The 21,628-nt window shown below is 44.0% G+C and carries 16 protein-coding genes; 7 read left to right on the plus strand and 9 right to left on the minus strand.

The window, feature by feature from the left end:
* The 6 genes from AC3WTJ_RS11705 to AC3WTJ_RS11730 form a co-directional block, all read right to left on the minus strand.
* The coding region (locus tag AC3WTJ_RS11705; protein WP_492522223.1) for a YjcZ family sporulation protein at positions 1-96 on the minus strand (96 nt) is incomplete at its 3' end.
* 192 nt (positions 97-288) lie between these two features.
* A complete protein-coding gene (locus tag AC3WTJ_RS11710) occupies positions 289-399 on the minus strand; it encodes a YjcZ family sporulation protein (protein WP_079412559.1) in 111 nt (36 codons plus the stop codon).
* A 90-nt stretch (positions 400-489) separates the two neighbouring features.
* On the minus strand, positions 490-1,419 hold the full coding sequence (locus tag AC3WTJ_RS11715; RefSeq protein ID WP_492521871.1) for a dihydrodipicolinate synthase family protein: 930 nt from the start codon (positions 1,417-1,419) through the stop codon (positions 490-492).
* A gap of 25 nt (positions 1,420-1,444) precedes the next feature.
* Positions 1,445-2,287, minus strand: a complete 843-nt coding sequence (locus AC3WTJ_RS11720; RefSeq protein WP_492521872.1) for a carbohydrate ABC transporter permease — start codon at positions 2,285-2,287, stop codon at positions 1,445-1,447.
* Between the two features lie 14 nt (positions 2,288-2,301).
* Positions 2,302-3,279: a carbohydrate ABC transporter permease gene (locus AC3WTJ_RS11725; protein WP_492521873.1), complete on the minus strand. Its 978-nt coding sequence runs from the start codon at positions 3,277-3,279 to the stop codon at positions 2,302-2,304.
* Between the two features lie 35 nt (positions 3,280-3,314).
* A complete protein-coding gene (locus tag AC3WTJ_RS11730; RefSeq protein WP_492521874.1) occupies positions 3,315-4,742 on the minus strand; it encodes an ABC transporter substrate-binding protein in 1,428 nt (475 codons plus the stop codon).
* 205 nt (positions 4,743-4,947) lie between these two features.
* On the opposite strand from AC3WTJ_RS11730, the gene AC3WTJ_RS11735 reads away from it, so the two are divergent.
* Together AC3WTJ_RS11735 and AC3WTJ_RS11740 are read left to right on the plus strand one after the other, a co-directional pair.
* Positions 4,948-6,729, plus strand: a complete 1,782-nt coding sequence (locus tag AC3WTJ_RS11735; RefSeq protein WP_492521875.1) for a cache domain-containing sensor histidine kinase — start codon at positions 4,948-4,950, stop codon at positions 6,727-6,729.
* The gene (locus AC3WTJ_RS11740) at positions 6,707-8,344 is read left to right on the plus strand and encodes an AraC family transcriptional regulator (protein ID WP_492521876.1); all 1,638 of its coding nucleotides are present in this window, start codon (positions 6,707-6,709) and stop codon (positions 8,342-8,344) included. Before AC3WTJ_RS11735 ends, AC3WTJ_RS11740 begins: the two co-directional genes overlap by 23 nt.
* Positions 8,345-8,372: 28 nt before the next feature.
* Here the strand turns inward: AC3WTJ_RS11740 and AC3WTJ_RS11745 are convergent, their stop codons facing one another.
* Complete coding sequence (locus tag AC3WTJ_RS11745) at positions 8,373-8,747, minus strand: hypothetical protein (protein WP_492521877.1); 375 nt, start codon at positions 8,745-8,747, stop codon at positions 8,373-8,375.
* Positions 8,748-9,024: 277 nt separating this feature from the next.
* Between AC3WTJ_RS11745 and AC3WTJ_RS11750 the strand changes: the two genes are divergently transcribed.
* From AC3WTJ_RS11750 to AC3WTJ_RS11765, 4 genes are read left to right on the plus strand one after another with little or no spacing between them, the layout of a single operon-like run.
* Positions 9,025-9,981 (plus strand): ABC transporter permease, encoded by a 957-nt coding sequence (locus AC3WTJ_RS11750; RefSeq protein WP_492521878.1) that lies wholly within the window; start codon positions 9,025-9,027, stop codon positions 9,979-9,981.
* Between the two features lie 23 nt (positions 9,982-10,004).
* The gene (locus AC3WTJ_RS11755) at positions 10,005-10,892 is read left to right on the plus strand and encodes a carbohydrate ABC transporter permease (protein ID WP_492521879.1); all 888 of its coding nucleotides are present in this window, start codon (positions 10,005-10,007) and stop codon (positions 10,890-10,892) included.
* A gap of 55 nt (positions 10,893-10,947) precedes the next feature.
* Positions 10,948-12,537, plus strand: a complete 1,590-nt coding sequence (locus AC3WTJ_RS11760; protein WP_492521880.1) for a type 2 periplasmic-binding domain-containing protein — start codon at positions 10,948-10,950, stop codon at positions 12,535-12,537.
* Between the two features lie 16 nt (positions 12,538-12,553).
* Positions 12,554-15,649, plus strand: coding sequence for an alpha-mannosidase (locus tag AC3WTJ_RS11765; RefSeq protein ID WP_492521881.1), 3,096 nt, complete (start codon positions 12,554-12,556; stop codon positions 15,647-15,649).
* Positions 15,650-15,700: 51 nt separating this feature from the next.
* Here the strand turns inward: AC3WTJ_RS11765 and AC3WTJ_RS11770 are convergent, their stop codons facing one another.
* Together AC3WTJ_RS11770 and AC3WTJ_RS11775 are read right to left on the minus strand one after the other, a co-directional pair.
* Complete coding sequence (locus tag AC3WTJ_RS11770; protein ID WP_492521882.1) at positions 15,701-17,254, minus strand: response regulator transcription factor; 1,554 nt, start codon at positions 17,252-17,254, stop codon at positions 15,701-15,703.
* Positions 17,251-19,077 (minus strand): sensor histidine kinase, encoded by a 1,827-nt coding sequence (locus AC3WTJ_RS11775; RefSeq protein WP_492521883.1) that lies wholly within the window; start codon positions 19,075-19,077, stop codon positions 17,251-17,253. Before AC3WTJ_RS11775 ends, AC3WTJ_RS11770 begins: the two co-directional genes overlap by 4 nt.
* 113 nt (positions 19,078-19,190) lie before the next feature.
* Between AC3WTJ_RS11775 and AC3WTJ_RS11780 the strand changes: the two genes are divergently transcribed.
* Complete coding sequence (locus AC3WTJ_RS11780; protein WP_492522224.1) at positions 19,191-21,455, plus strand: heparinase II/III domain-containing protein; 2,265 nt, start codon at positions 19,191-19,193, stop codon at positions 21,453-21,455.
* Positions 21,456-21,628: the final 173 nt, after the last annotated feature.

Below are 21,628 nucleotides of genomic sequence, written 5' to 3' on the forward strand. Positions count from 1 at the left end.
GGATGTGATGATTACCAAAAGAATAAAGAGAACCAAAATTGCTGCTGCGCTTGAACCGTAACCTGCACAACTACCACCATAACCGACTGCACCCATGTTTACTCATTCCCTTCTGGTGATTTATCACTACCGTATAAGATATGTTAGATAAGTGCCGTGTGATTGGACGTATGTACCTATTTGCATGACATGGAAAAAATACTCGAGAGCTCGCATTAGGTGTCGACGCAGAAAAAAACGGCTCGCATTGTATAAGCGGCCGTTTTTTCCTTTGTTTTGGTTAAGAAATTACCATACAAAAGCGGATGTGATGATTACCAAAAGAATAAAGAGAACCAAAATTGCTGCTGCGCTTGAACCGTAACCTGCACAACTACCACCGTAACCGACTGCTCCCATGTTGACTCATTCCTTCCTGGTAATTAGTAACTACGGTATACCTTATGTCCGCTGAGCAGCAATTGATTGGACGTATGTACCTAGTTGCCGTTATCCGTTAACCAAGATATTTCTCCTGTAAGTTTCGATAAGTTCAGTCGCTGTATCTTTTGTATGATAGACCCCGTGAAAGGGACCGGTCAGTGAGCAGTAACCAACAGGAATCTGGAAAATTTCTTCGATTAACAATTTGATTCCGGGTAAATTTCCGATTGCGGCTTTTGAATACGCCTCAGTAACTTCATTCGCGCGATATTGAAGGTCACGGGCTTCCTCGTACAAGCCTGCGCTCATTTTTTCCATCATCACCTTATGGTGATAACATGTAACGGCTTGTAGAGCTCCAATATTACCATCGGCTCCCATCAGCTGTGAGCAAATAGCCAGTTCGTCAGCTCCCGTTAAAATGTTGAGATCGGGTTGATGCTTCTTGAATCTTTCTAAGAAATAAAAGTTGTTGTCCGTAAATTTAATGCCACGGAAAGTGGGAACCTCTTTCATAGCCTCGAGGAGCAGGGAAGGCTCGATGCTTTGCCCTCCTGTCAGCGTTTTCCCCATAGCTACCCAGTAAATATAAAACGGTGTGTTTGGAGCGGCCGCAGAAATACGTTTGAAGTAATCGACATTATCTTGCAATGTGGCTTGTTCAGAAATACCAACCGATGCGACGGCATACGCGCCATGCTCTTCGGCATGCGCAGCGAGTTCAATCGAATCTTCTAAATTCTCGTTGTACCCGACATGCACGAAAATAGGCAATTTATGCTCGGCAGCTGGTAATACCGCTTCGGCCCATTGTTTTCTTTTTTCCACACTTAAATATTGGCCCTCGCCTGTCCAGCCCAGCATGTATAAGCCATCTGCCTGCTGCTTGACGTACATGTCGATTAAAGCCGGAGCCAGCTCCGTCTTGACATTTCCTTCTTGATCCAAAGGTGTGACCAGTGCAGGGAGAACCCCTGTCATTAATTTGTTTTGCATCGTAATCTCTCCATTCTAATAGAATTTAGCCTTTGATAGCTCCGCTGGTCAGTCCAGCGACAAAATATTTATTTAAAGCAATAAAGACAACTAACATAGGCAAAACCGACATGACGGTGCCTGCCATCATCAGATCCCAGGAGGTTACCGATTCTCCGGAGGTTTTCATAGACACAATTCCTACGACGAGAGGTTGCTTGTCTGGATTTCCTAAGGTAAACACCATAGGCAGCAGGTAATCGTTCCACGAATTCATGAAAGCCAACAAGCCGACGGTTGCAATAAGTGGTTTGGTCAGTGGGAAAATGATGTTGTAGAAAATTCTGAAAAAGCTGCAACCATCTACTTTGGCCGCTTCGTCGATCTCTTTCGGAATTCCGTCGATAAATCCTTTGGCCAGATAGAGATTCGTAACATTGATTCCGAAAATGTAGATAATAATGACACCCCAAAGCGAGTTGTTCAAATGCAGCATTTTTGCAATATTGAGTTGCGGATAGAGGTATAAGCTGCCTGCTGAGATGAACATAGAAAAGGTGATTAGGGCAAGCAATAGGCGTTTTCCTAGAAAATGTCCGCGCGAGAATACATAGCCCGCAGAGATGGAAGTAAAGATGGTCCCGATGACGATGAACGTACACATATAGATGCTGTTCCATACGTAAACTTTGAAATTGGATAAATTCCAAGCTTTCACATAGTTTTTAAGAGTAATCGTTTCAGGAAAAAAGGAGGTAGACGTTAATATACTTGCTGTGTTTTTCAACGAACTGATGATCACATAAAAGATCGGAAAAATCACTATTATAGCGAGCAGCGCCAGAAAGAAATAGAGTGGAATGGCTTCTATTGCTCTTTTCGTTTTCATTCTTTCCATTCTCCTTAATAATGATCTCCGACATTTTTGGTGAGGGTCATATATAGACCAACGACGATCGACAGAATGACGGCTGTTATAACGGCCAGCGCTGAAGAATAACCATATTGGCTAACCATGTCCGCTGCACCATAGGAGAAGAAAAACTTAAAGGTGTAGGACATCACGACCTCCGTTGAACCGCCGGGCTGTCCATTGGTTAGAACCAAAACCAGATCGGACATTTTGATACTATTTACGATGAAGAGCATCATCACGACTTTTCCTGTAGAAGCAAGCATAGGCAGGGTAATGCGGCTAAACTTTTTCCATTTGGTTACGCCGTCGATGTCCGCACATTCGTAAATATCTTGTGGAATGTTCTGAAGACCCATGATAAAGAAGATCATGTTAACCCCAAACCCTTTCCAGACACTAGCGATAATAATGACAATATCAGCGAGCCATTTGTCCCCAAACCAATTGATAGGGGAATCGATGAGGTTAAAGGATCTCAGCAGTTGATTCACAGCGCCTTGAAAAGGCTCGAACATTAAAAAGAAAACGATACCGACAATGGCTGTACTGACGATGGTTGGAGAGAAAAAGATGGTTCGAAACAAGGAATTGATTTTTTTATTACTGTTCAACACAACGGCAAGAAATAAGGCAAGAGGAATTTCAAGTATGAATTTGATGACAACGATAAATGATGTATTTAACAGGGAATGCCAATAGTTACTATCGCGCATAAACGCCCGAATGTAGTTGTCAAACCCAATGAACTTGGCTGTTGAAATTCCGTTGTAGTCGAACCATGACCATTGAATTAGCCATAACATAGGGTAAATGGTAAACAAGGCAAATCCAATGAGCATCGGAGCCAACATCAAGTAAGCTTGCATGTTATCTCTTTGATGAGGGGTAAAAACCTTTCTGGTCGTATTCCTGCGCTGCATACTGTCCATGCGTGCGATGCCTTCTTTCTTGGAAATTGAAAGCATGGCAGGGCCATACTCTCAATTTTTGTAGTCATGTGTCATTTAGACTTGGTGTTCCAGTCTTTGTTCACATATAAGCTAAGATCCAATCCACCTGCAACCGCCTTATCAAGAGCTGTGTTATAACGATTGGTTAAGTCGGTAAGCACTTTTGCGACGTCTGCATTTGCCGGTCCAGCGATCAGATTGATAATCGTATTTTGGTAGGGCTGGCCTTCAATCGTAATGACGCCATCAGGTGGAGTGGGCGCAAAATAAGAATTAGATGTATTCCCGAATTCTGCTGTCCCTGCCTTTTTAAAGCTTGAAGGGGCTTGAGCCTGAATATCTTGTCTGGCAACAAAGTCGATTTCGTTATTTTGAATCGCTTTTAGCACTTCATCGCTATGGAATAAGGCGTAGACCTTCATCGCTTTTTCAGGCATTTTTTTCGCGCTAGGTCCAATACAGAGCACATCCGCGATCTGAGCGTAGTTTTTATGTTTATCCGCTGGATTCAGAACAGGAGTATCGACGACGCCAAGCTCAAATTTGGTTCCGGTTTCTTTCCAAAACTTATCGAGTGAAGAGACATCCCAGTTCACGCCTGGCAGCATCCCGATTCTTCCCGCAGCGAATTGAGCCATTAGCGAATCGTTGTCCATGCCTTCCCCGCCAGGAAATATGCTTCCGTCGGCTTTCATTTGCAGTATTTTTTGGATATTATCTTTAAAATCCGTGAAAATGAATTTGCCGGAAGCAAAGTCAAATCCCATATTGCCTACCGAGCTTGCAAATTGGGTAGCGAAGTACCATTTTCCAGAGGAAGCGGAATCTTTCAAGTGCACGCCGTATCCGTAAGCGCTGCCTTTATTGTCTTGCGTAATTTTTTTCGCATAGGCAACAACATCATCCCAAGTCGCAGGAGGCTCCGTAAAACCTGATTTTTTCAGCAAGTCTTTGTTGTACATGAATTTCGTAGTCAACACTTTATAAGGAACGCTGTAGGATTTATCGTTAAACGTTGTGTAGCCTTTAATCAAAATATCCTTATAAGTACTCAGGAATTCTTTGCCTCCCGGCAGATCGTCTATTGGGAGCATCCAGCCTGATTTAATGAAAGGCTCTTTAACCGTGCCGACAAATTTATACAGCTCGGGAGCTTGATCGGCTGCCAGGGCAACCTTTAACACGTCGTCGTAATTGCTTCCGTATACTTTGTACTCGATATTGATCCCGTCTTTTAAGCCTTGGCCCTTGTTGTAGCTATCAACAATAGGATCCATAATAGGTTTGTAAGAAGCATCATTCGTCCATACCCTTACAGTTTCCATTTTAGTGCTGGATGCAGCTTCCGAGCTGCTGCTTGGTGAATTGCTCGTAGTAGGCGAACTGCTGGTGCAGCCGGCTAAAACGGTGGTAACGAGTGCACCGCATAGGCATGCAAGACTAAGACGGTATCGCGATTTGGAAAAGTTTGTTCTCAAATTGTAGCCCCCTTTGAGTTATGTGAAGCGCTTTCGTATTTATGTTAGCAAGTTTGTAAACGCAATAAAATATAAAAACTTGAGGGAAAAAGTTAAAAATGTTATGCAGTTGTATGCGCTCTCTTGTGGCTGTTTTCGTATTGTTGGTATACTGAAAGTGCACGGCGATTACTCGGAAAGGGGCCAGCACGAGTGGAAAATACGTATGAATATTCGTAATCGTTTGGTGTTGTATTTCCTTGCATCTATCTTAGTGCCTTCCGTCATTATTACGGTCATTGTGTACTTAGGTTCAACCGGCATTATTAATAAGAAGATGAGTGAACTGATTGAGAAAAACTTAGATTCAGCGCGACTAATCGTTCAAGAAAGGCTGGCATTTATTAATGAGATGACCACCTTAATTTCGCTAAACCCGATGATTCAAGAGGTGGTAGGCGAGAGCCCGACACAGGATTTATCCGACAATGTGAAACAGATTATTAAGCTGGACCGCGCATTGGACAGTTACTATTTGTCAAACTATTATGCCTCCCCGATTTCAGCGATCGTACCTACGATTTACTTGGTCAACCGGCCGGAATATCAAAAGTATGATATTTCTTCCAAGGTTCAAGATATTACGAAAATTGAAAATGAACCTTGGTATGTGAGCAGCCAAAGTAAAAATTTTGTCATAGAAGCTCGTCCTGATCAAGATCATATTATCGTGGCAAGACGAATATTCAGTTTAAAGAACGCGGATAAATATGAATATGCAGCTTTGGTTAAAATTGAGTTGGAAAACAAATCGATCAACAGTGTGCTTTCAAACTACAAGCCTTCACCAGAAAGTAAAATATGTATTCTGGACCCCAACAATCAAATTATTTTGAGCAGCGACTCGCTATCTGAGGTCGAAAAAAGCTTTATTCAGAAACTGAATGTAAAAGAGGGCCATTCACAGATTATGGATTCGGACGGGGGCAAAGTACTCGTAACCTCCAAAATGATGGATAATATCGACTGGAGAATTGTGAATGTTACGAACTTAAGCGAAATTAATTCAGATCAGATTCGGTTGACGCGAATTGTTGTCGTTATCCTCGTAATTTGCATGACAACAGCTCTTCTAGCCGCATTCATTCTATCACGTTATATCTCTAGCCCGATTACAAAGTTGGTTGCCTCTATGCGCACGGTGAAAGGGAATAATTTTGATATCAACCTTAACTATAACAAAAAAGATGAGTTCGGGTATCTGATCCGGCAATATAAACAAATGATTGGCCAGATCAAAGATTTAATCGAGAAATTAACGATTAGCGACTTGAAGAAGCAGAACGCCGAACTGCTTGCCAAGGATGCTCAGCTTCGATTTCTGCAAGCTCAAATCAATCCGCATTTTTTATACAATACGTTAGATTCAATTAATATGTATGCCATCAAATATAATGCGCCGATTATTAGCAATATGATTCAATCACTCGCTAATTTCTATCGCTTTTCGCTGAGTAAAGGGCGTTCCATGATCACGCTAGAAGAGGAAATCAACCATACGCATAGTTATTTAGAGATCCAATCGATGTCGTTCGGTTCGAAGCTGCGTTATGGCATCGATATACCACGCGAGCTGCGGAGAAGCAGAATCGTGAAATTAGTCATTCAACCTTTAGTAGAGAATTCAATCATCCACGGCTTTCATCCTGATAAGGGGGAATTGGAGATTACGATATCCGCCAAGCATGTGGGTGACAAAATTGTCATTGCCATCACGGATAACGGCGTCGGCGCCGAAGTCGAAGAACTTAATCAATTGCTGGAGTCCACAGAACCCCAAGAACACTCATTTGCTATTCGGAATGTCCATCGGCGGCTCCAAAGTACGTTCGGAGAATGCTATGGGATTAGATACATACGAAATCAGACCGAAGGAATCACGGTCGAAGTTCTGATTCCCAAGAATTACACTTCGGAGGATAACGATGTTAACAGTAGTTCTAGCTGACGATGATTGCTTGGTCACTGAAATTCTAAACGATACAATTCCATGGCATGATCTGGGGATGCAGGTAGTTGGCATTGCCGATCATGGCCGGAAGGCGCTGGACTTATGTCTGGAACTTCGACCGGATATTTTGGTAACGGATATACAGATGCCCTTTTGCAACGGGTTGGAAGTGGCGATGGAGCTTATGGAGCATGACATACCAACGAAGATCATTCTAATAAGCGGTGTACAAGATTTTAATTACGCCAGGCTGGCGCTGAATGTGAAAGCAACTGGGTACATTCTTAAGCCTATTCAGCTTAAAGAAGTGACATCCGTATTGAAAAAAGCGCGGGATACCATTGAAATGGAGTTCCAACGCGAACAGGTTATTCAGCGGCTCACGTCGCAGCTTTCAGAAAACATGTCTTTGATGCGAGATAAGTTTCTAACCAATCTTGTATTCGATGGAATGGAAAGCAATGACGAACTGCAAGAACGTTTAGTGTATTTCGATTTACCGTTTCAAATCTCGGAAGATATCACCGTCGTGGTAGCTAAAATGGACGAGTACGAACAACGCGTGCGAAAAGAAGGCGTTGAGCGCGTACAGTTTTTTAACTTTTCGATTAAAAACATCATGGAGCAAACCTTAAATAACTTTCAAGCAGGCATCTGCTTTTCAACCAAAGATAATGAATTTGTCATCATTTTTGGCGAGGAGTACGGCTATGAAGATAAAATGACTCCAATTTTTGAAGGAATTGAACAGCTGCTAATTGATTTTGAAGGTATTTCGCTTTCTATTGGCATAGGGAATTGTGTGAGTGTCAAAACGGCTAATCTATCTTATCGTTGCGCTTGTAATGCTGTAAGCTATAAGTTTTATACCGGCAATAATTCTATTATTCATATTAATGATATTATCGACTCTAACACGATTGATAAAATGAGTGATTTGAATCATAATGCCCGATTAAATGAGCTGCAGAAGCTTTTGCTCGTAGAAATTAAACTGGGCGAATCTATGAAAACGATGGCATTATTTGAAGAATACTACTCGCTGCTCTCCAAAGTAAATCAATTTTCCCAGGAATATATCCGGGGCCGCTTTCTGGAATTAGTCATTGATGCTCACCGGGAAATCTGTGAAACCGAAGATGAAGTAGAGGAAGTTAACGCCACCTACATGATTTCTTTGCAAGCGATTATGAGGGGGGAGTCGATTTCAGCAATCAAGCCGCATGCAAGCAAAATGCTGATTTGTATTGCCGACTACTACAGCGCAAAATACAACAAAAAGCATAACAACTTAGTTGAGCGCATCAAACGTTATGTGAACCGGAACTTTAAAGAAAACATCTCACTGGCAGAGATTGCAAGCGAAGTATTCATGTCCCCTACCTATATTTGTGCGGTGTTCAAACGAGAGACGGGACAAACGATAAATGAATATATCATAGAAATGAAGATGAATGACGCCAAAAAAATGTTAGCCAGCACCAAAATGAAGATTATGGATATTTCCGAAAATTTGGGATATGAAAACTCCCAATATTTTAGCTATTCCTTCAAAAAGTATTTAGGCGAAACGCCTCAGCAGTATAGAAACAGGTTTGCCCAAAAAGTATAATTTAGCTAAAAATTTCCAAATAATTCATTCAACATTGTACGGAAGCGACAAGGTTAAACAGTCCGAAAAGCTGATTCGATTGGAAACTGCCCCCGATCACTTGATCATCATAATGAGTCAAATAAAAAGAGAGGGAAATTCCATTGGGAAGCACAAGCTGAACCCACTGATTTAAGCAAGCCTCTGCTTGCTGTGCGTTTTGAATGGCAGATCCGTTGCAGACTAAGGAGTTATAAGATTGATGGGTTAAAAATCCTGATGCCATATTGAAATTGGCATCAGTTACATATACATGTAAAATTGTCCCATCTGTTAATTGGATGGTCACCCATTTATTCATACACTGTAAAAGGTTTGAAATTCCTGGTCTGTTATCTTGATAGGACGGGAAGTTATTCCACATAGGGTTATCTCCTTTGAAATGAGATCCTGCATTGCTTCCACCATATGCAACGGAGTGGGCGTTTGTGCACATTGAGTAGGCTGAAACGAATTTGTTTCAGCCTTTTTCGCCGCGGGATAAGGTTTTTCGCGCCATCACCATGACGACAGTAAAAATACATCATTTTTTGTAAAGATAAATCATTACTATTCGTTCATAATCGGGCTACAATAAATCCAAGAAAGAAAGCGCATTCGCGATGCGTGTAGCAAACTACAAGAGAAAGCAGGAGATGTGTATGAGCGTTGTTAATGAGCAGGTAGGATTAGGCATCCATACTTTGCGAAAGAAAAATCGCCTATTTCCAAAGCTAATGAAGCAGAAGTTTCTATTCTTGTTGCTAATCCCTGGGATGATCTACTTTCTGGTTTTTAAATATATTCCAATGTATGGGATTCTGATTGCCTTTAAAGAATATAGTCCGCAAGACGGCGTATTTGGCAGCCCATGGGTAGGTCTCAAGTATTTCCGTGAGATGGTTGAAATGAAATATTTTTGGACGGTTACGTTAAACACGCTGAAAATCAGCATCTTAAAGATTGCCATAGGATTTCCAGCACCCATTATTTTTGCTTTGCTGCTAAATGAGTTGGTTTCGCATAAATTCAAAAGAATTGTGCAAACGATTTCATATCTTCCGCATTTCCTTTCATGGATTATTGTAGCAGGACTCATCTTTCAACTCGTTTCTCCAAGATACGGCTTATATGGCTTAATTAGCGATGCGTTTGGTTGGCAGCCCCGGATTTTATTGGGTAACGCAGATTCGTTCCTGCAGATCCTCTTGGTTTCTAACGTGTGGAAAGAAATTGGATATGGCAGTATCATTTATCTGGCTGCGATTGCCGGGATTAATTCGGATATGTACGAATCGGCTGTCATTGATGGTGCGGGCAAATTCAAGCAATGTATGTATATTACGATTCCAAGTATTTTGCCTACGATCTGTATGCTCTTCGTATTAGGGCTAGGCGGTATTCTTGATGGCGGTTTCGACCAGATATTTAACCTTTACAATTCCATCGTCATGCCAACTGCGGATATTATCGATACCTTTGTGTACCGGGTAGGCTTGGTCGATATGCGATATAGTTTCTCAACAGCGGTTGGCATCGCCAAAAGTGTCATCGCACTCATCCTTGTCTTAACTTCGAATTGGATTGTTGGCAAGTTATCAAACTATACAGTCTTCTAATAAAGAAAGGAAAGAGTACGCATATGAAATTGAGTTTAGGTGAAAGGATATTTCATGGTTTTAATATAGGCTTCATGTTATTCATTTGTTTAACAATTGTTTTTCCATTCGTACAGCAGGCTGTAATTTCCATTAGCCCTCCCAATGAATCCAGTACAATCGGACTTCACTTATTTACCAGCAATCCAACTTTTGATGCTTATAAACAGATTTTTGCAACTGGCGCTTTGCTTGAATCCTATTACTGGACGATTCTGAGGACGGTTTTGGGGACCCTGCTGACGGTTGTTGTTTCGGCTATGCTCGCTTATCCGTTATCCAAACGATATTTGTTAGGTAGAAAATGGTGGATGGGCCTCATTATATTTACGATGTTTTTTGGAGGTGGATTAATTCCGACTTACTTGCTGGTCAAAGAGCTGCATATGCTCAATACCATCTGGTCCTTGGTCATCCCAGGCTTGTGCAGTGCGTATACCATTGTGATTATTAGGAATTTTTTTACATCCTTGCCTGTTGAGGTAGAAGAGAGCGCATACATTGATGGAGCGAACGATTTTTCTATCTTCTTCACGATTGTTTTGCCTTTATCTACGCCGATCATTGCCACTGTGACGTTATGGTCGATGGTTGGCCAATGGAATTCGTGGTTTGACGCCATGATTTATATCTCCAATGGTGAGATCAAAGTCTTGCAAATTATTTTAAGGGATGTCCTTAATAATGCGCAGGATGCAGCCCTGGCCAATGTCATGGGGATTGAGAATGTCGATATGTCCGGTCAGCGATATACGGCCGAATCCGTAAAGGCAGCTATCTTGCTGGTCACCACCATCCCGATCATCTTGGTGTATCCCTTCTTGCAGAAGTATTTTGTTAAGGGAATTATGATCGGTGCTGTGAAAGGGTAATACAGGTTTCAAAGGCTAGTCCAAATACATGATGAAAGTAAAGGGGAAATTGTCGATGAAAGTTGTCAAAAGCGTTTCTGCTTCACTTGTTTTGACCACGGCTGCGGTTGCTGTTCTTGCGGGTTGTACCTCCTCTACCAATGAAACCAAAGCTGGTACCACGGAAAAGCCGTCCATCAACATCTTTACGACAAGAATTCAGCCTAATCCCAATTCAGAAGTTATTAAGCAGCTGAATGAAAAGCTTGGCGTTGATCTGAAAATCACAGCTGTGGCCGATGCCGATTATGACACGAAGCTGAATTTGTTCGTTGCGTCCGGTGAGATGCCGGATGTGTACGGGGGCTATATTACAAGCAGCAAAGCACTGTTTGATTCGGCTGCAACTTTGACGGAGGACGAAGTCAAGCAATACGCGCCCAACATCTATGCGTCATTTGTTAGCAGAGTCGGCAGTCAAAAAAGCCACATCCTCGATCTATGGTCGAGAGATGGCAAACTGAAGGGCTTTAACAATGGGGCACTCGGCAACTCCTTGCCTTATGGCGTCGCCATTCGCTCCGACATCTTGCAAGCACTTGGGGTGAGCATGCCCAAAACGATTGCCGATTGGGATACCGTGCTCAAAAAGTATAAGGAAAAATATCCGAGCAATTATCCGATAACGGTTCAAAACGGCGGAGAAGCGCAGGCGATGTATTACTTCTTGTCTGCATATGGTGTGCGGCGTGATGCTTGGATTTATAAAGATAACCAAATTCAATACGCACCTTTCATGCCCGGTATGAGAGAAGCGCTAATTCAGCTTAACAAATGGTATAAGGCCGGCTATATCAATCCGGAGTACTACACGATGTATCAGAATACATCGGCGCCTATCGACGAATTTGTCAATAACAATGCACTCTTTTACCAATATTACAATACGACTCTCCAGATCAACCCGCCATTTGATGAAGGAAGTATCGGTGCCAAGCTAACAGCGAAATATCCGAATGCGAAGCTGGAATGGGCGCCATTCCCGACGTCTGGAGACGGTGGCAAGGCGATTGTCGCCAACGCACCGATGTTTACCAATATTGTCTTCTTTAATAAGAAGCTGGAGAAAGATCGCGACAAACTGCATAAAATTATGACGGCTTGGGATACCATTTTTGGCGATGCGGAGACGTTTACACTGGCCAAGTATGGATTGAAAGATACGCACTATACGCTTGTTAATAATTCGCCTGTAACCAAACAGGAATTCTCAACGAATGAGGCCAAAGCCAAAGAAGGATTCGGCTGGCCGTTTATGGGCGCTTTTGACGCCACGGATGATGTGAATGCGAAAGTGCTTCCTGCTTTTATAAAAGAGAACAGACAGAAGCTGCTGTTTGACGACAATGGGCTGTACAGCAAGAAAAAGGTGGATTACCTCGTGACTACGGATAAACCGACGGTTGAGGGCCCGATTACCACGGAATCCGGCGAGAATCTGGATGGCAAAAATCAAACGTATGCGACACAATGGAACACCATGTTCACATCAGTCATCGTTGGCGAGAAGACGATTAATGATTTTGATGCTTTTATTGCGGATTGGAAAAAACAGCTCGGCGATGAGTTAGTCAAGAACGCGAACAGACTGTATAACAAAAAGTAAGGAGAATTAACAGGTTATGCTGAATGAAAAACAGACAGAGCGCATGCTCGGGAAACTCAAGCGATTCGAGAAAACGATTGAGCCTTACATTTTCACCAAAGTAGACACTTTGGATGTAGAGGTTTACCGGACTCCAGAAAGATTGCATCGCATACCGGAGAGCCATTTGTTCGTCCAGACCAGTTCAGGGGAAGTATGGGGCGGTGAAGGGAATTATTGTTGGCTGAAAGGAACCTACAAGGTCAAGCAGGAGCTGGATCAGATGACGTTGTTCCTGAAACCGCATGTCGGAGGACATGAGACGCTTCTCTGGGTAAACGGATCGCCTTCAGGAACATTTACATTAAGCCATGGGAATCACTACTGCGATTTACTGAAGTCGAATGTTCAAGGGGGTGAACGCATTGAGGTTGCGCTGGAGTCTTATGCGGGGCATTTCTCAGCAGCCAGCCAGCCGTTGGCGGAATCTCCGCGCTCCGACTTCATGCACAAATACGAATCCGTCGACATTTGTGTCAAAAACCATCAGATGGCTGATTTTTACTTCGACCTGAAAACCTTTAACCAAATGGCTGGTGCATTGGATAAACATAGTTTTGTTAGAGCTAATATCATTAAAACGTTAACGCAAATTCATGAAATTCTCTATTATTCCCCTGATAATATTGAGACCAGCATATTTGTGGAGGCCGTTGCGCAATCCAGCAAGCTCATTAAAACATTATATCAATACAAGAACACTTCTCTGGCTCCGATTGCAGCGGTCATTGGGCATTCCCATATGGATACGGCATGGCGTTGGACGATTGAAGAAACCGTTAAAAAGTGTGCGCGTACGTATGCCAATCAGATTAGTTTAATGGAGCAGTATCCGGAGTATAAATTTGTACAAAGTTCCGCCTATCATGGAAAAATGATGTTGGAGCACTATCCCGAGTTGTTTGAAAATATCAAAGCTGCAGTTAAAGACGGAAGGTATGAACCGAATGGCGCCGTATGGATTGAATGCGACGGCAATTTGGTCGGCGGGGAAATGATGCTGCGTCAGTTCGTTTGGGGGCAGAGATTTACACGGGAGCATTTCGACTATACGTCAAATTGCTTCTGGCTGCCGGATACGTTCGGGTACAGTCCTTCCATTCCTCAGATTATGAAGGGGTGCGGGGTCGACTATTTCCTGACGACCAAGATGTCGTGGAACGACACGAACAAGTTTCCTTACGATACCTTTTATTGGCAGGGACTGGATGGGACGAGAGTGTTAACGCATCTAAATAAAACCCACCTGTGGCCGGATCCGGAAACTTGCATTGACTCCGTGATGGACGGTCACCGTTCCAAAGATGCCATCACGGATAAAAGGGTGTCCAACATGCGTCTATTGGCCTATGGGTATGGCGATGGTGGCGGTGGACCGCAATTCGAAATGATTGAAATGGCGCGCAGATGCAGCGATTTGGAAGGCTGCCCGAGAGTCGAGACGATGTTCGTTGGCGATTTCATGCAAAGATTGGAGCAGTCCCTTACAAGCCCTCCCGTATATGCGGGCGAATTGTATCTCGAGCTTCATCGGGGCACGCTGACGAATCAACATACGATCAAACGCAATAACCGCTTATCCGAGATCCGACTGCATGACTTGGAATACCTTACGGTTAGAGATGCAGTGAATCGTGATGTGATATGTCGAGATACCGATATCAGGCCACTTGTGGAGACGTTGCTCATTAACCAATTTCATGATATTTTACCGGGAACATCCATTCCTGACGTGCATGACCGGAGCATCTCGGAAACGACGTACATCATTCAGCAAGCGGATCAATTAATTCAACAGGTTGTGCCTGCTGAACCTGTAGACAACAAAGTCTCGGTTATTAACACATTAGCTTTCGATCGCAACGATACAATTTATTTGGATGCTCAAGATGGCTGCGTGATCCAAGGGGATTATGCTCAGCAGCGGGTAACCGATCTGTGGGGCCGCAAGCAGCTCGCTATCGCGGGTGTAACGATCAAAGCCTTATCTTCTGCGGTGTTGGAGCGGGTGGAAGGCGACTTGAGTGAAGGCACCTGCTTCCATTATGAGAACCAGACGCTGGATACGCCATTCTATAAAGTGGTTTTCGACGAAAAGAGCTATATCAAATCGATGATCGATAAAGGTTTGAATAGGGAGCTCAGAGGAAACGGCTATGCCCTGAATACGCTGCTCATGGCGGAGGATGTGCCGACCGCTTGGGACAGTTGGGACATTGATGCGGATATTGAGCTGAAGTTTAAGGATAACGCTGAACTGCTCTCAAGTGAAATCGTCTCGGATGGGCTCGTGGAATTTAGAATCCGCAATCAGTATAAGCTGACCGCCAAATCGAGCTTGCAGCAGGACGTCATTTTCTACAGCGACAGCAAGCAAGTGAAGTTCGAGACGTTAATGAATTGGCAGGACGATCACCGATTGCTCAAGACCGTATTTGATACGACTGTATTTGCTGACTTTGCAAGACAGGAGCTGCAATTCGGTTACATTAAGCGGCCAACGACCCGGAATACGGATATTGAAAAAGCCAAGTTCGAGGTGTGCAATCATAAATACACCGATTTGTCCGAAACCAGGTACGGCGTTGCCCTGTTAAACGATTGCAAATACGGGATATCCGTCCATCAATCCCAGCTTGGACTCACGCTTCATAAAGGCGGATGCCGGCCGGATTTCAGGGGAGATAAGGGCGAACACAGCTGTTCCTATGCGTTCCTGCCGCATCACAGCGGATTCGATGCAGAATCCGTCATTAAGCCCGCTTACGCGTTCAATTATAAGCCGATTATCGTTCCGGGCGCATGCAGCTTCGAATCGTTTATTCGCGTAAGTGAACCGAATATTATGATTGAAGCGATCAAGCCGTGCGAGGATAACGATATGGCTTATATCATCAGGATGTATGAGGCAGAGGGGACTTATACCAATTCGACCTTGACGTTTGCGAATGGTATGGTCAAAGCTGCTGTAACCAACATGTTGGAAGAAGACACGGAGAAGCTGGAAACAAAGAACGTGATCGCGCTTAGTTTCAAGCCATTTGAGATTAAAACAGTCAAGATTAGCTATTAATGTGAAGCGACTCAAAAAAAAATCTGCCGGAGCTGCACGGCAGATTTTTTTTCATTCTCGCCCATCCATAAATTGTTTTGGGCTTTTGCCGGTCAATTTTTTGAACGTTCGGCTGAAATGCTCAGGGGAGGTGTAGCCTACTTTTTCACAAATTTCGTAGATTTTCAGATTGGATGATTTGATAAATTCAATCGCTTTGGTGATGCGAGTATGGGCCAAATAATCGGTGAAAGTGGTATCGCGTTTTTCTGAAAACAGACGGCTTAGATAGCTGCTGTTAATATTGAACTTGTTGGCAACGGATTGCAGGCTAATATCGTGCATATAGTTTTCTTCCACATAGTGTTTCACTTGATTGATCATGGAATTCTCGCCATTGTGGGCCTTTACGACGGCAATTACGGAGGATAGCCATTTGTTGAGCGAGTCCAGATCGCCGTAAAACTTCAAATGCTCCTCGTACTTATTGCTAAGCTCGCGCAGCTCGCCATAGAGACCGTTCTGCATCGCGAAGTCCATGAGAACAAAATGATATTTCATGTAGAGCTCTTTGATAGCACGAATATGGCTGGCACTTACGTTTTGAGGCGGAATGATGACACTGTGGATTTCCGGTTTGCGCTTGTCAAATAGGATGGCGCTCAGCTGCTCCTTTAAGATGGAAACTTGCTGTCGGCTGTCGATCGCAAGCGGCGGCGTTTCTTCAAACTGCACCGTAAAGGGAATGATGGAACCGTTGCCTGCAACAAAACAATAATCCACAGACTGCCTTGCCTCATGAAGGAGCTGCGGAAGCGAGAAGAAATCGAAAGAAGCACGGCTGACACCGAGATTGATCCGGAACCCGCTTGGGCGAAATGAGCCAAAGGCGCGCCTTACATGCTGCATGATGCTGGCCTTGGATTCCTGCGGGGCATAGAGCATAAGAATTAAATACTCGAATGGCGACGTCTGAATGATTTCAACCTGCGCTTGGCGGCTGTAAGCCAGGATCTCCTCGTTAGGTGAGAGGCATTCCGAGATGGCCTTTTTCATGGATGCTTCAGGCGTAGAAGCATGAGCGTCAAGCTTGTTTAATCTCAGCAGAAGCAAGGTTAGGCGTCTTTTTTCATTATTGCCCATCAATTCCTTCAAGGTGCTGATATCGTTTGTTGTCAGATTTTCCGCTGCAAGCCGGCTTAATAGCGTTTCTTTCATCAATTCTTTGCTGGAGACAGCCGGCAATTTCGGGTGCTCGTTCAACCGCAGATTGGACAGCGTATGATGGATATGGGCTTCCGTCATTTCAGACTTCAATAAATAATCTTTGGCACCAAGAAGAAAGGCTTCTTTCACTAAATGAAATTCGTTAAAAGCGCTGATCACAAGAAAAGTAATATGTTCTCTAATCGCCAAAGTATTCTTGATCAATTGAAGTCCGTCCATGATCGGCATTCTTAAATCCGTAATGACCAGGTCTACGTTGTTGCCTTGCTTTATCCAATCATAAGCATCCTGACCGTTAAAGAACTCGCCCGCCAGATGAAGTGACAGGTCATCCCAATGGATCATGTTCTTAAGCATCTGTCTTACGTAAGGCTCATCGTCAACAATAATGGCATTCATGGTTGGTTGGTACCTCCTTCGCTAATGAAATGAGCTTGGGCATCTTCTATATTGTCCAGCACGGGAAGAATGATTTTGACATTTGTGAAGAAACCGGCCTCACTCTCGATCTCGATGCCATAGGGTTCCCCATATTGGAGCCTGATTCTTTTATGAATATTAACGAAGCCAATGCGCAGTGAATCTGAAGAAATCGTTGATGGATGAACGAGCAAATTGTCTACGAGTTGGCTGGCGATACCAATCCCGTTATCGCGAACCGCAAGGATCAGGGTCGTGCTATTTTTCAAAAAGGAGGAAAGGGTAATGTTGGCTTTGACGCCCGTGTTCAAATTGTGATTCAAGCCATGCATGATAGAGTTTTCTACTATGGGCTGTAGAATCATATGCGGTACTAGCAAATGGGCAGTTTGCTCTTCTATCTGGTACTCAACGTTTAATTGATGGTCGTATCTCAGCTGCTGCAAAGAGATGTAGTCCTTAATATTTTGGATTTCCTCTCTTAATGCAATCACGTTGCTAGGATGACTGAGCGTGTTTCTGAGCAGACGGCTTAACGTAACCAGCATAGTGGCCGTGATTTCGTCCTTATGCTTCATTGCGGAAAAACGTATGGAATTAATGGTGTTGTATAAGAAATGCGGGTTGATCTGATATTTAAGCATATCAATTTCGGATTTGCGTTTTTGGCGTTCGATGTCAATCGTTTGTCTGAATAAGTGGTCGATTCGATCCACCATTTGATTGAATCCGCTTGCAATTTCGCTGATTTCGTTTTTGGAATCGGGAATGACGGTCATTTTCACATTCATTTCTCCGACCTTTTTCATCGCATTGGCCAGACGTTTGATAGGAAGCAGAATCTCATTAGAAATAATAAATGAAAACAGAAACATGAGGATCAGCAAGACAGCTGCAAGAATGGTGGAAAAAAGAATGATGGCCGAAGAAGCTTCCGTTACATGGCTTGAAGAAGACAATTGGACAATGCGCCAATTCGTAACGTTCGATATGTTTTGTAAAATGAAAAATTTATCGATGTACGTGATGTTGCTCGGGTCTTGATCGAGTGGGAGTTTTTGGGTCATTAAGGCAGTTTGCTGATCGCTAATGGGGAGAGCATAATCGTTTCCGGCAATAATCGTGTTGTCTGTATCCAAGACGCGAATGATGCTGTCCGTAAAACGCAGCTTATTGTTTAAGAGATCGTTCATTTTCTGCTGATTAACCAAAAGGATAACTTGGCAAAGGATCTCGGACGGATTATTGCCCATAATGTTATAAATGTTTTTGGTGATGACGGAATAGTTGCCTTCGAAAGAGCCGAAGGGAGTAGGCTGATTGCTAAACCAACGCATGGCGGGACTGGCTTCGGTGCTGGCTATGATGGGATTATGCTTGAATTCATTCGTAACGGAGACAAAAGATTTGTAGCTGTAGACGACGCGTCCGTCGATCATCACCATGGCAGCAGAAATGACATCGTCCGTTGCAAACAAGCTCTTAAATTGCGGATCAAGGTTCGTCGTGACGATGTATTTGGCATGTTGAATATCCCCTTGCTTGATATCGCTTAACGCAGGGAGAACGAAATTATAGAACGTGGACGAATTCGAAAGAATGTCCATATATTTCTGAAATCGGATATACAGTGCATCGAGAGAAGCCTGACTTTGCCGCATATCAAAGGAAATGGTATTGACCAGCTCTTTTTGAGCATTAGTTTTAATGGTGTAGTACGAATAATAGGAAAGCGCCAAAAGCGGAATGACGGCAAGAAATAGATAGTATAAAAAGAATTGATTTTGAATTTTTGTTTTCATTGGAATCAACCCCATCGATAAGTTCTATACCAAATGTACAACGTATTTCTTTATTCGTAAAGGAGCTCAGTAGTGAGATCTTAATCATAGGAGGAAGATGAGAAGTGGGAAATATGACAAATAAGCAGCATCCGTATTTATATTTTGATCAACATTGGGTTGCGCGTTTTCGGATTCAACTGCAAGAGGATGAGAACCTGCGGAGGGAATGGCAGGCTTATGTGGCCAAAGCGGATGGTCTTCTGGAAAATTCTTTTACAGATGAAGTGGAAGCTGACGGGGTGGATTCCCAGCATGGCAAGTATGGGCCTCCGAGCGAGCAAGTGGCCAAGATGGGCACCATGCTTGGGTTGGTGTATCAAGTAACGGGGCAGCGGCATTATGCAGAAAAACTAAAGGAAGCGCTCCTTCATTACAGCACCTTTCAGAAATGGCACGGTAAAGGCCTGCTGAAGAACGATCCACCTTGGCATTCGGAGTTAAATACGTCCCGATTCTGCCATGGTTTTGCCGTCGGCTACGACTGCATCTACGAGTTGCTGAGCACGGAAGAGCGTGAGACGATTCGACGTTCCTTGCTTGATCTTGGCGTTCTGCCGACACTGAAGGATTGGGTATTTGCCGATACCCGTATTCATACGCTTGATTCCATGGGCCATAATTGGTGGGCTGTGATGATTGGACTGGCGGGAGTCGGCGTGCTTTCCGTCATCGATGAGGAACCTGAAGCGAGCGTTTGGCTCGATGAAATCATTCGCATTTTCCCTGAATACTTTTTGTATAAAGGCAGTGTGCTTGGCAATAAAAGTTTGAATTACGACGAAGCTGGGGCCTTCTACGAAAGTCTCAATTATGCCGATTATGGCCTGTATGAATATTTGGTCTTCAGGTTGGCTTATCAACATGCTTTCGGTTATACGGATTTTTCCGATATCCCTGTGCTAGCGAAGGCTGGAGACTTCTTTCTGCACACGACATATCCGGCCTCCGAACGGCCGATGACCGTTAATTTCGGTGACGGTTATATGTATACAGGTGCCGTGCACGCTGCAAAGATGCTGCTGGCGAATGGGCTCGACGATTCACGTTTGCGCTGGTATTTGAAAGAATGGCAAGCAGAGTATGGATTTTATGATTTTATCCAGCAGGATCGTATTTGGCAGGGGGAATCGAGACCACCATCTCCTGTAGAGACATCCGTGATCTACGAGGATATCGGCTGGGCGACGATGCGTGATGGCTGGGAGAAGGATGGCACGCTGCTGGCGGTGAAGTCCGGCTTTACGTGGAATCATGCTCATGCGGATGCGGGTTCTTTTGTTCTATATCGTAAAGGGCGGCCTCTCTTGATTGACTCCGGCAACTGCTCCTACGAGAGACCTGAATATGTTGATTATTATGTACAGAGTGAAGCGCATAATGTTGTGCTGTTTAACGGTGAAGGGCAACTGCGGTCGGATATGCCCCGTGGCGTGAAGGAGCCTGGACACGTGTATAATCTGGTGGATCACGCCGATCTCCGTTATGTATACGCTGATGCAACCGGGCCAATGTCGATGCATTTTTCAAGAAATTTCCGTCATTTTCTCTGGGTCGATGGTGTCATCGTCATCATGGACGACATTCGGGCGCACGAGAAAGGCCATCTGCAATGGCTGCTTCACTACGAAGGGGAAACCTGCATGGTGGAAAACGGTCCATTGCGAATCACGAACGGCGATGCCAGTGTGATCGTTAAGCATCTATTCCCGCAGCAACTGACTCTGAAGCAAAAGGAAGGCATGGCGGATCATGCCCCTGATACAAAGGTGACTTATTTGTCATTCGAAACCTACGAACCTGTTCATGAGGCTAAATTTATAACGGCTGTAATCCCCGTGGAACAGGAGCAGCCGCTTCCCGAAGTGACCGCCCTGGAGGGACATGAAATGCTTGGTGTACGCATACGGTCAGGCGGCAAGCAAACGGATATTTATTGGAATCTGCGGGCAGATGGCCGAGTCATGCATCAGAATTGCATCCGCAAGTTGCATGGATGGGAGACGGATGCTTATCTAATCGCCGTAACTCGACCTGAAGGTGCGGATGAGGACGATTGGACGAATGTCGAGCGCTGTTTCATCGGGTATGGGAGTGTACTTCGCCATAGCGGACATACGCTATTTGCCTCGATGTCCAGAGCAACGGTTTGCTTGGAACTAAGTGCTGAGGAGGTTTCGGTTTCCCTGCAAGGCCAACCTTACATTCGTGCAGAGATACGGCCTGCCATGATGCCGCAGCGCTCAACGGCTACGGGGTGTGCCGAGGTGGTCTCCGAAGACAACGGAGTCATTGTCATTCGTCAATCGACCGCCCTGGCAACGCGACGTCCGGGTTAATAACAACAGTAAAAATGCATCAATTTTTGTAAAGAAACATCATGTAATTAAACTTATGAGAGCGATATAGTAAATAAAGGAAGGGAATGTAAGCGATTTCCTAGAGGGTTAGAAAGGGGTGATAAAGTGATGATGGATCCATAATCCGAATGAAGAAGCGGAAGGGAAGATTT

The sequence above is a fragment of the Paenibacillus sp. FW101-FHT12H11 genome (assembly GCF_058790355.1).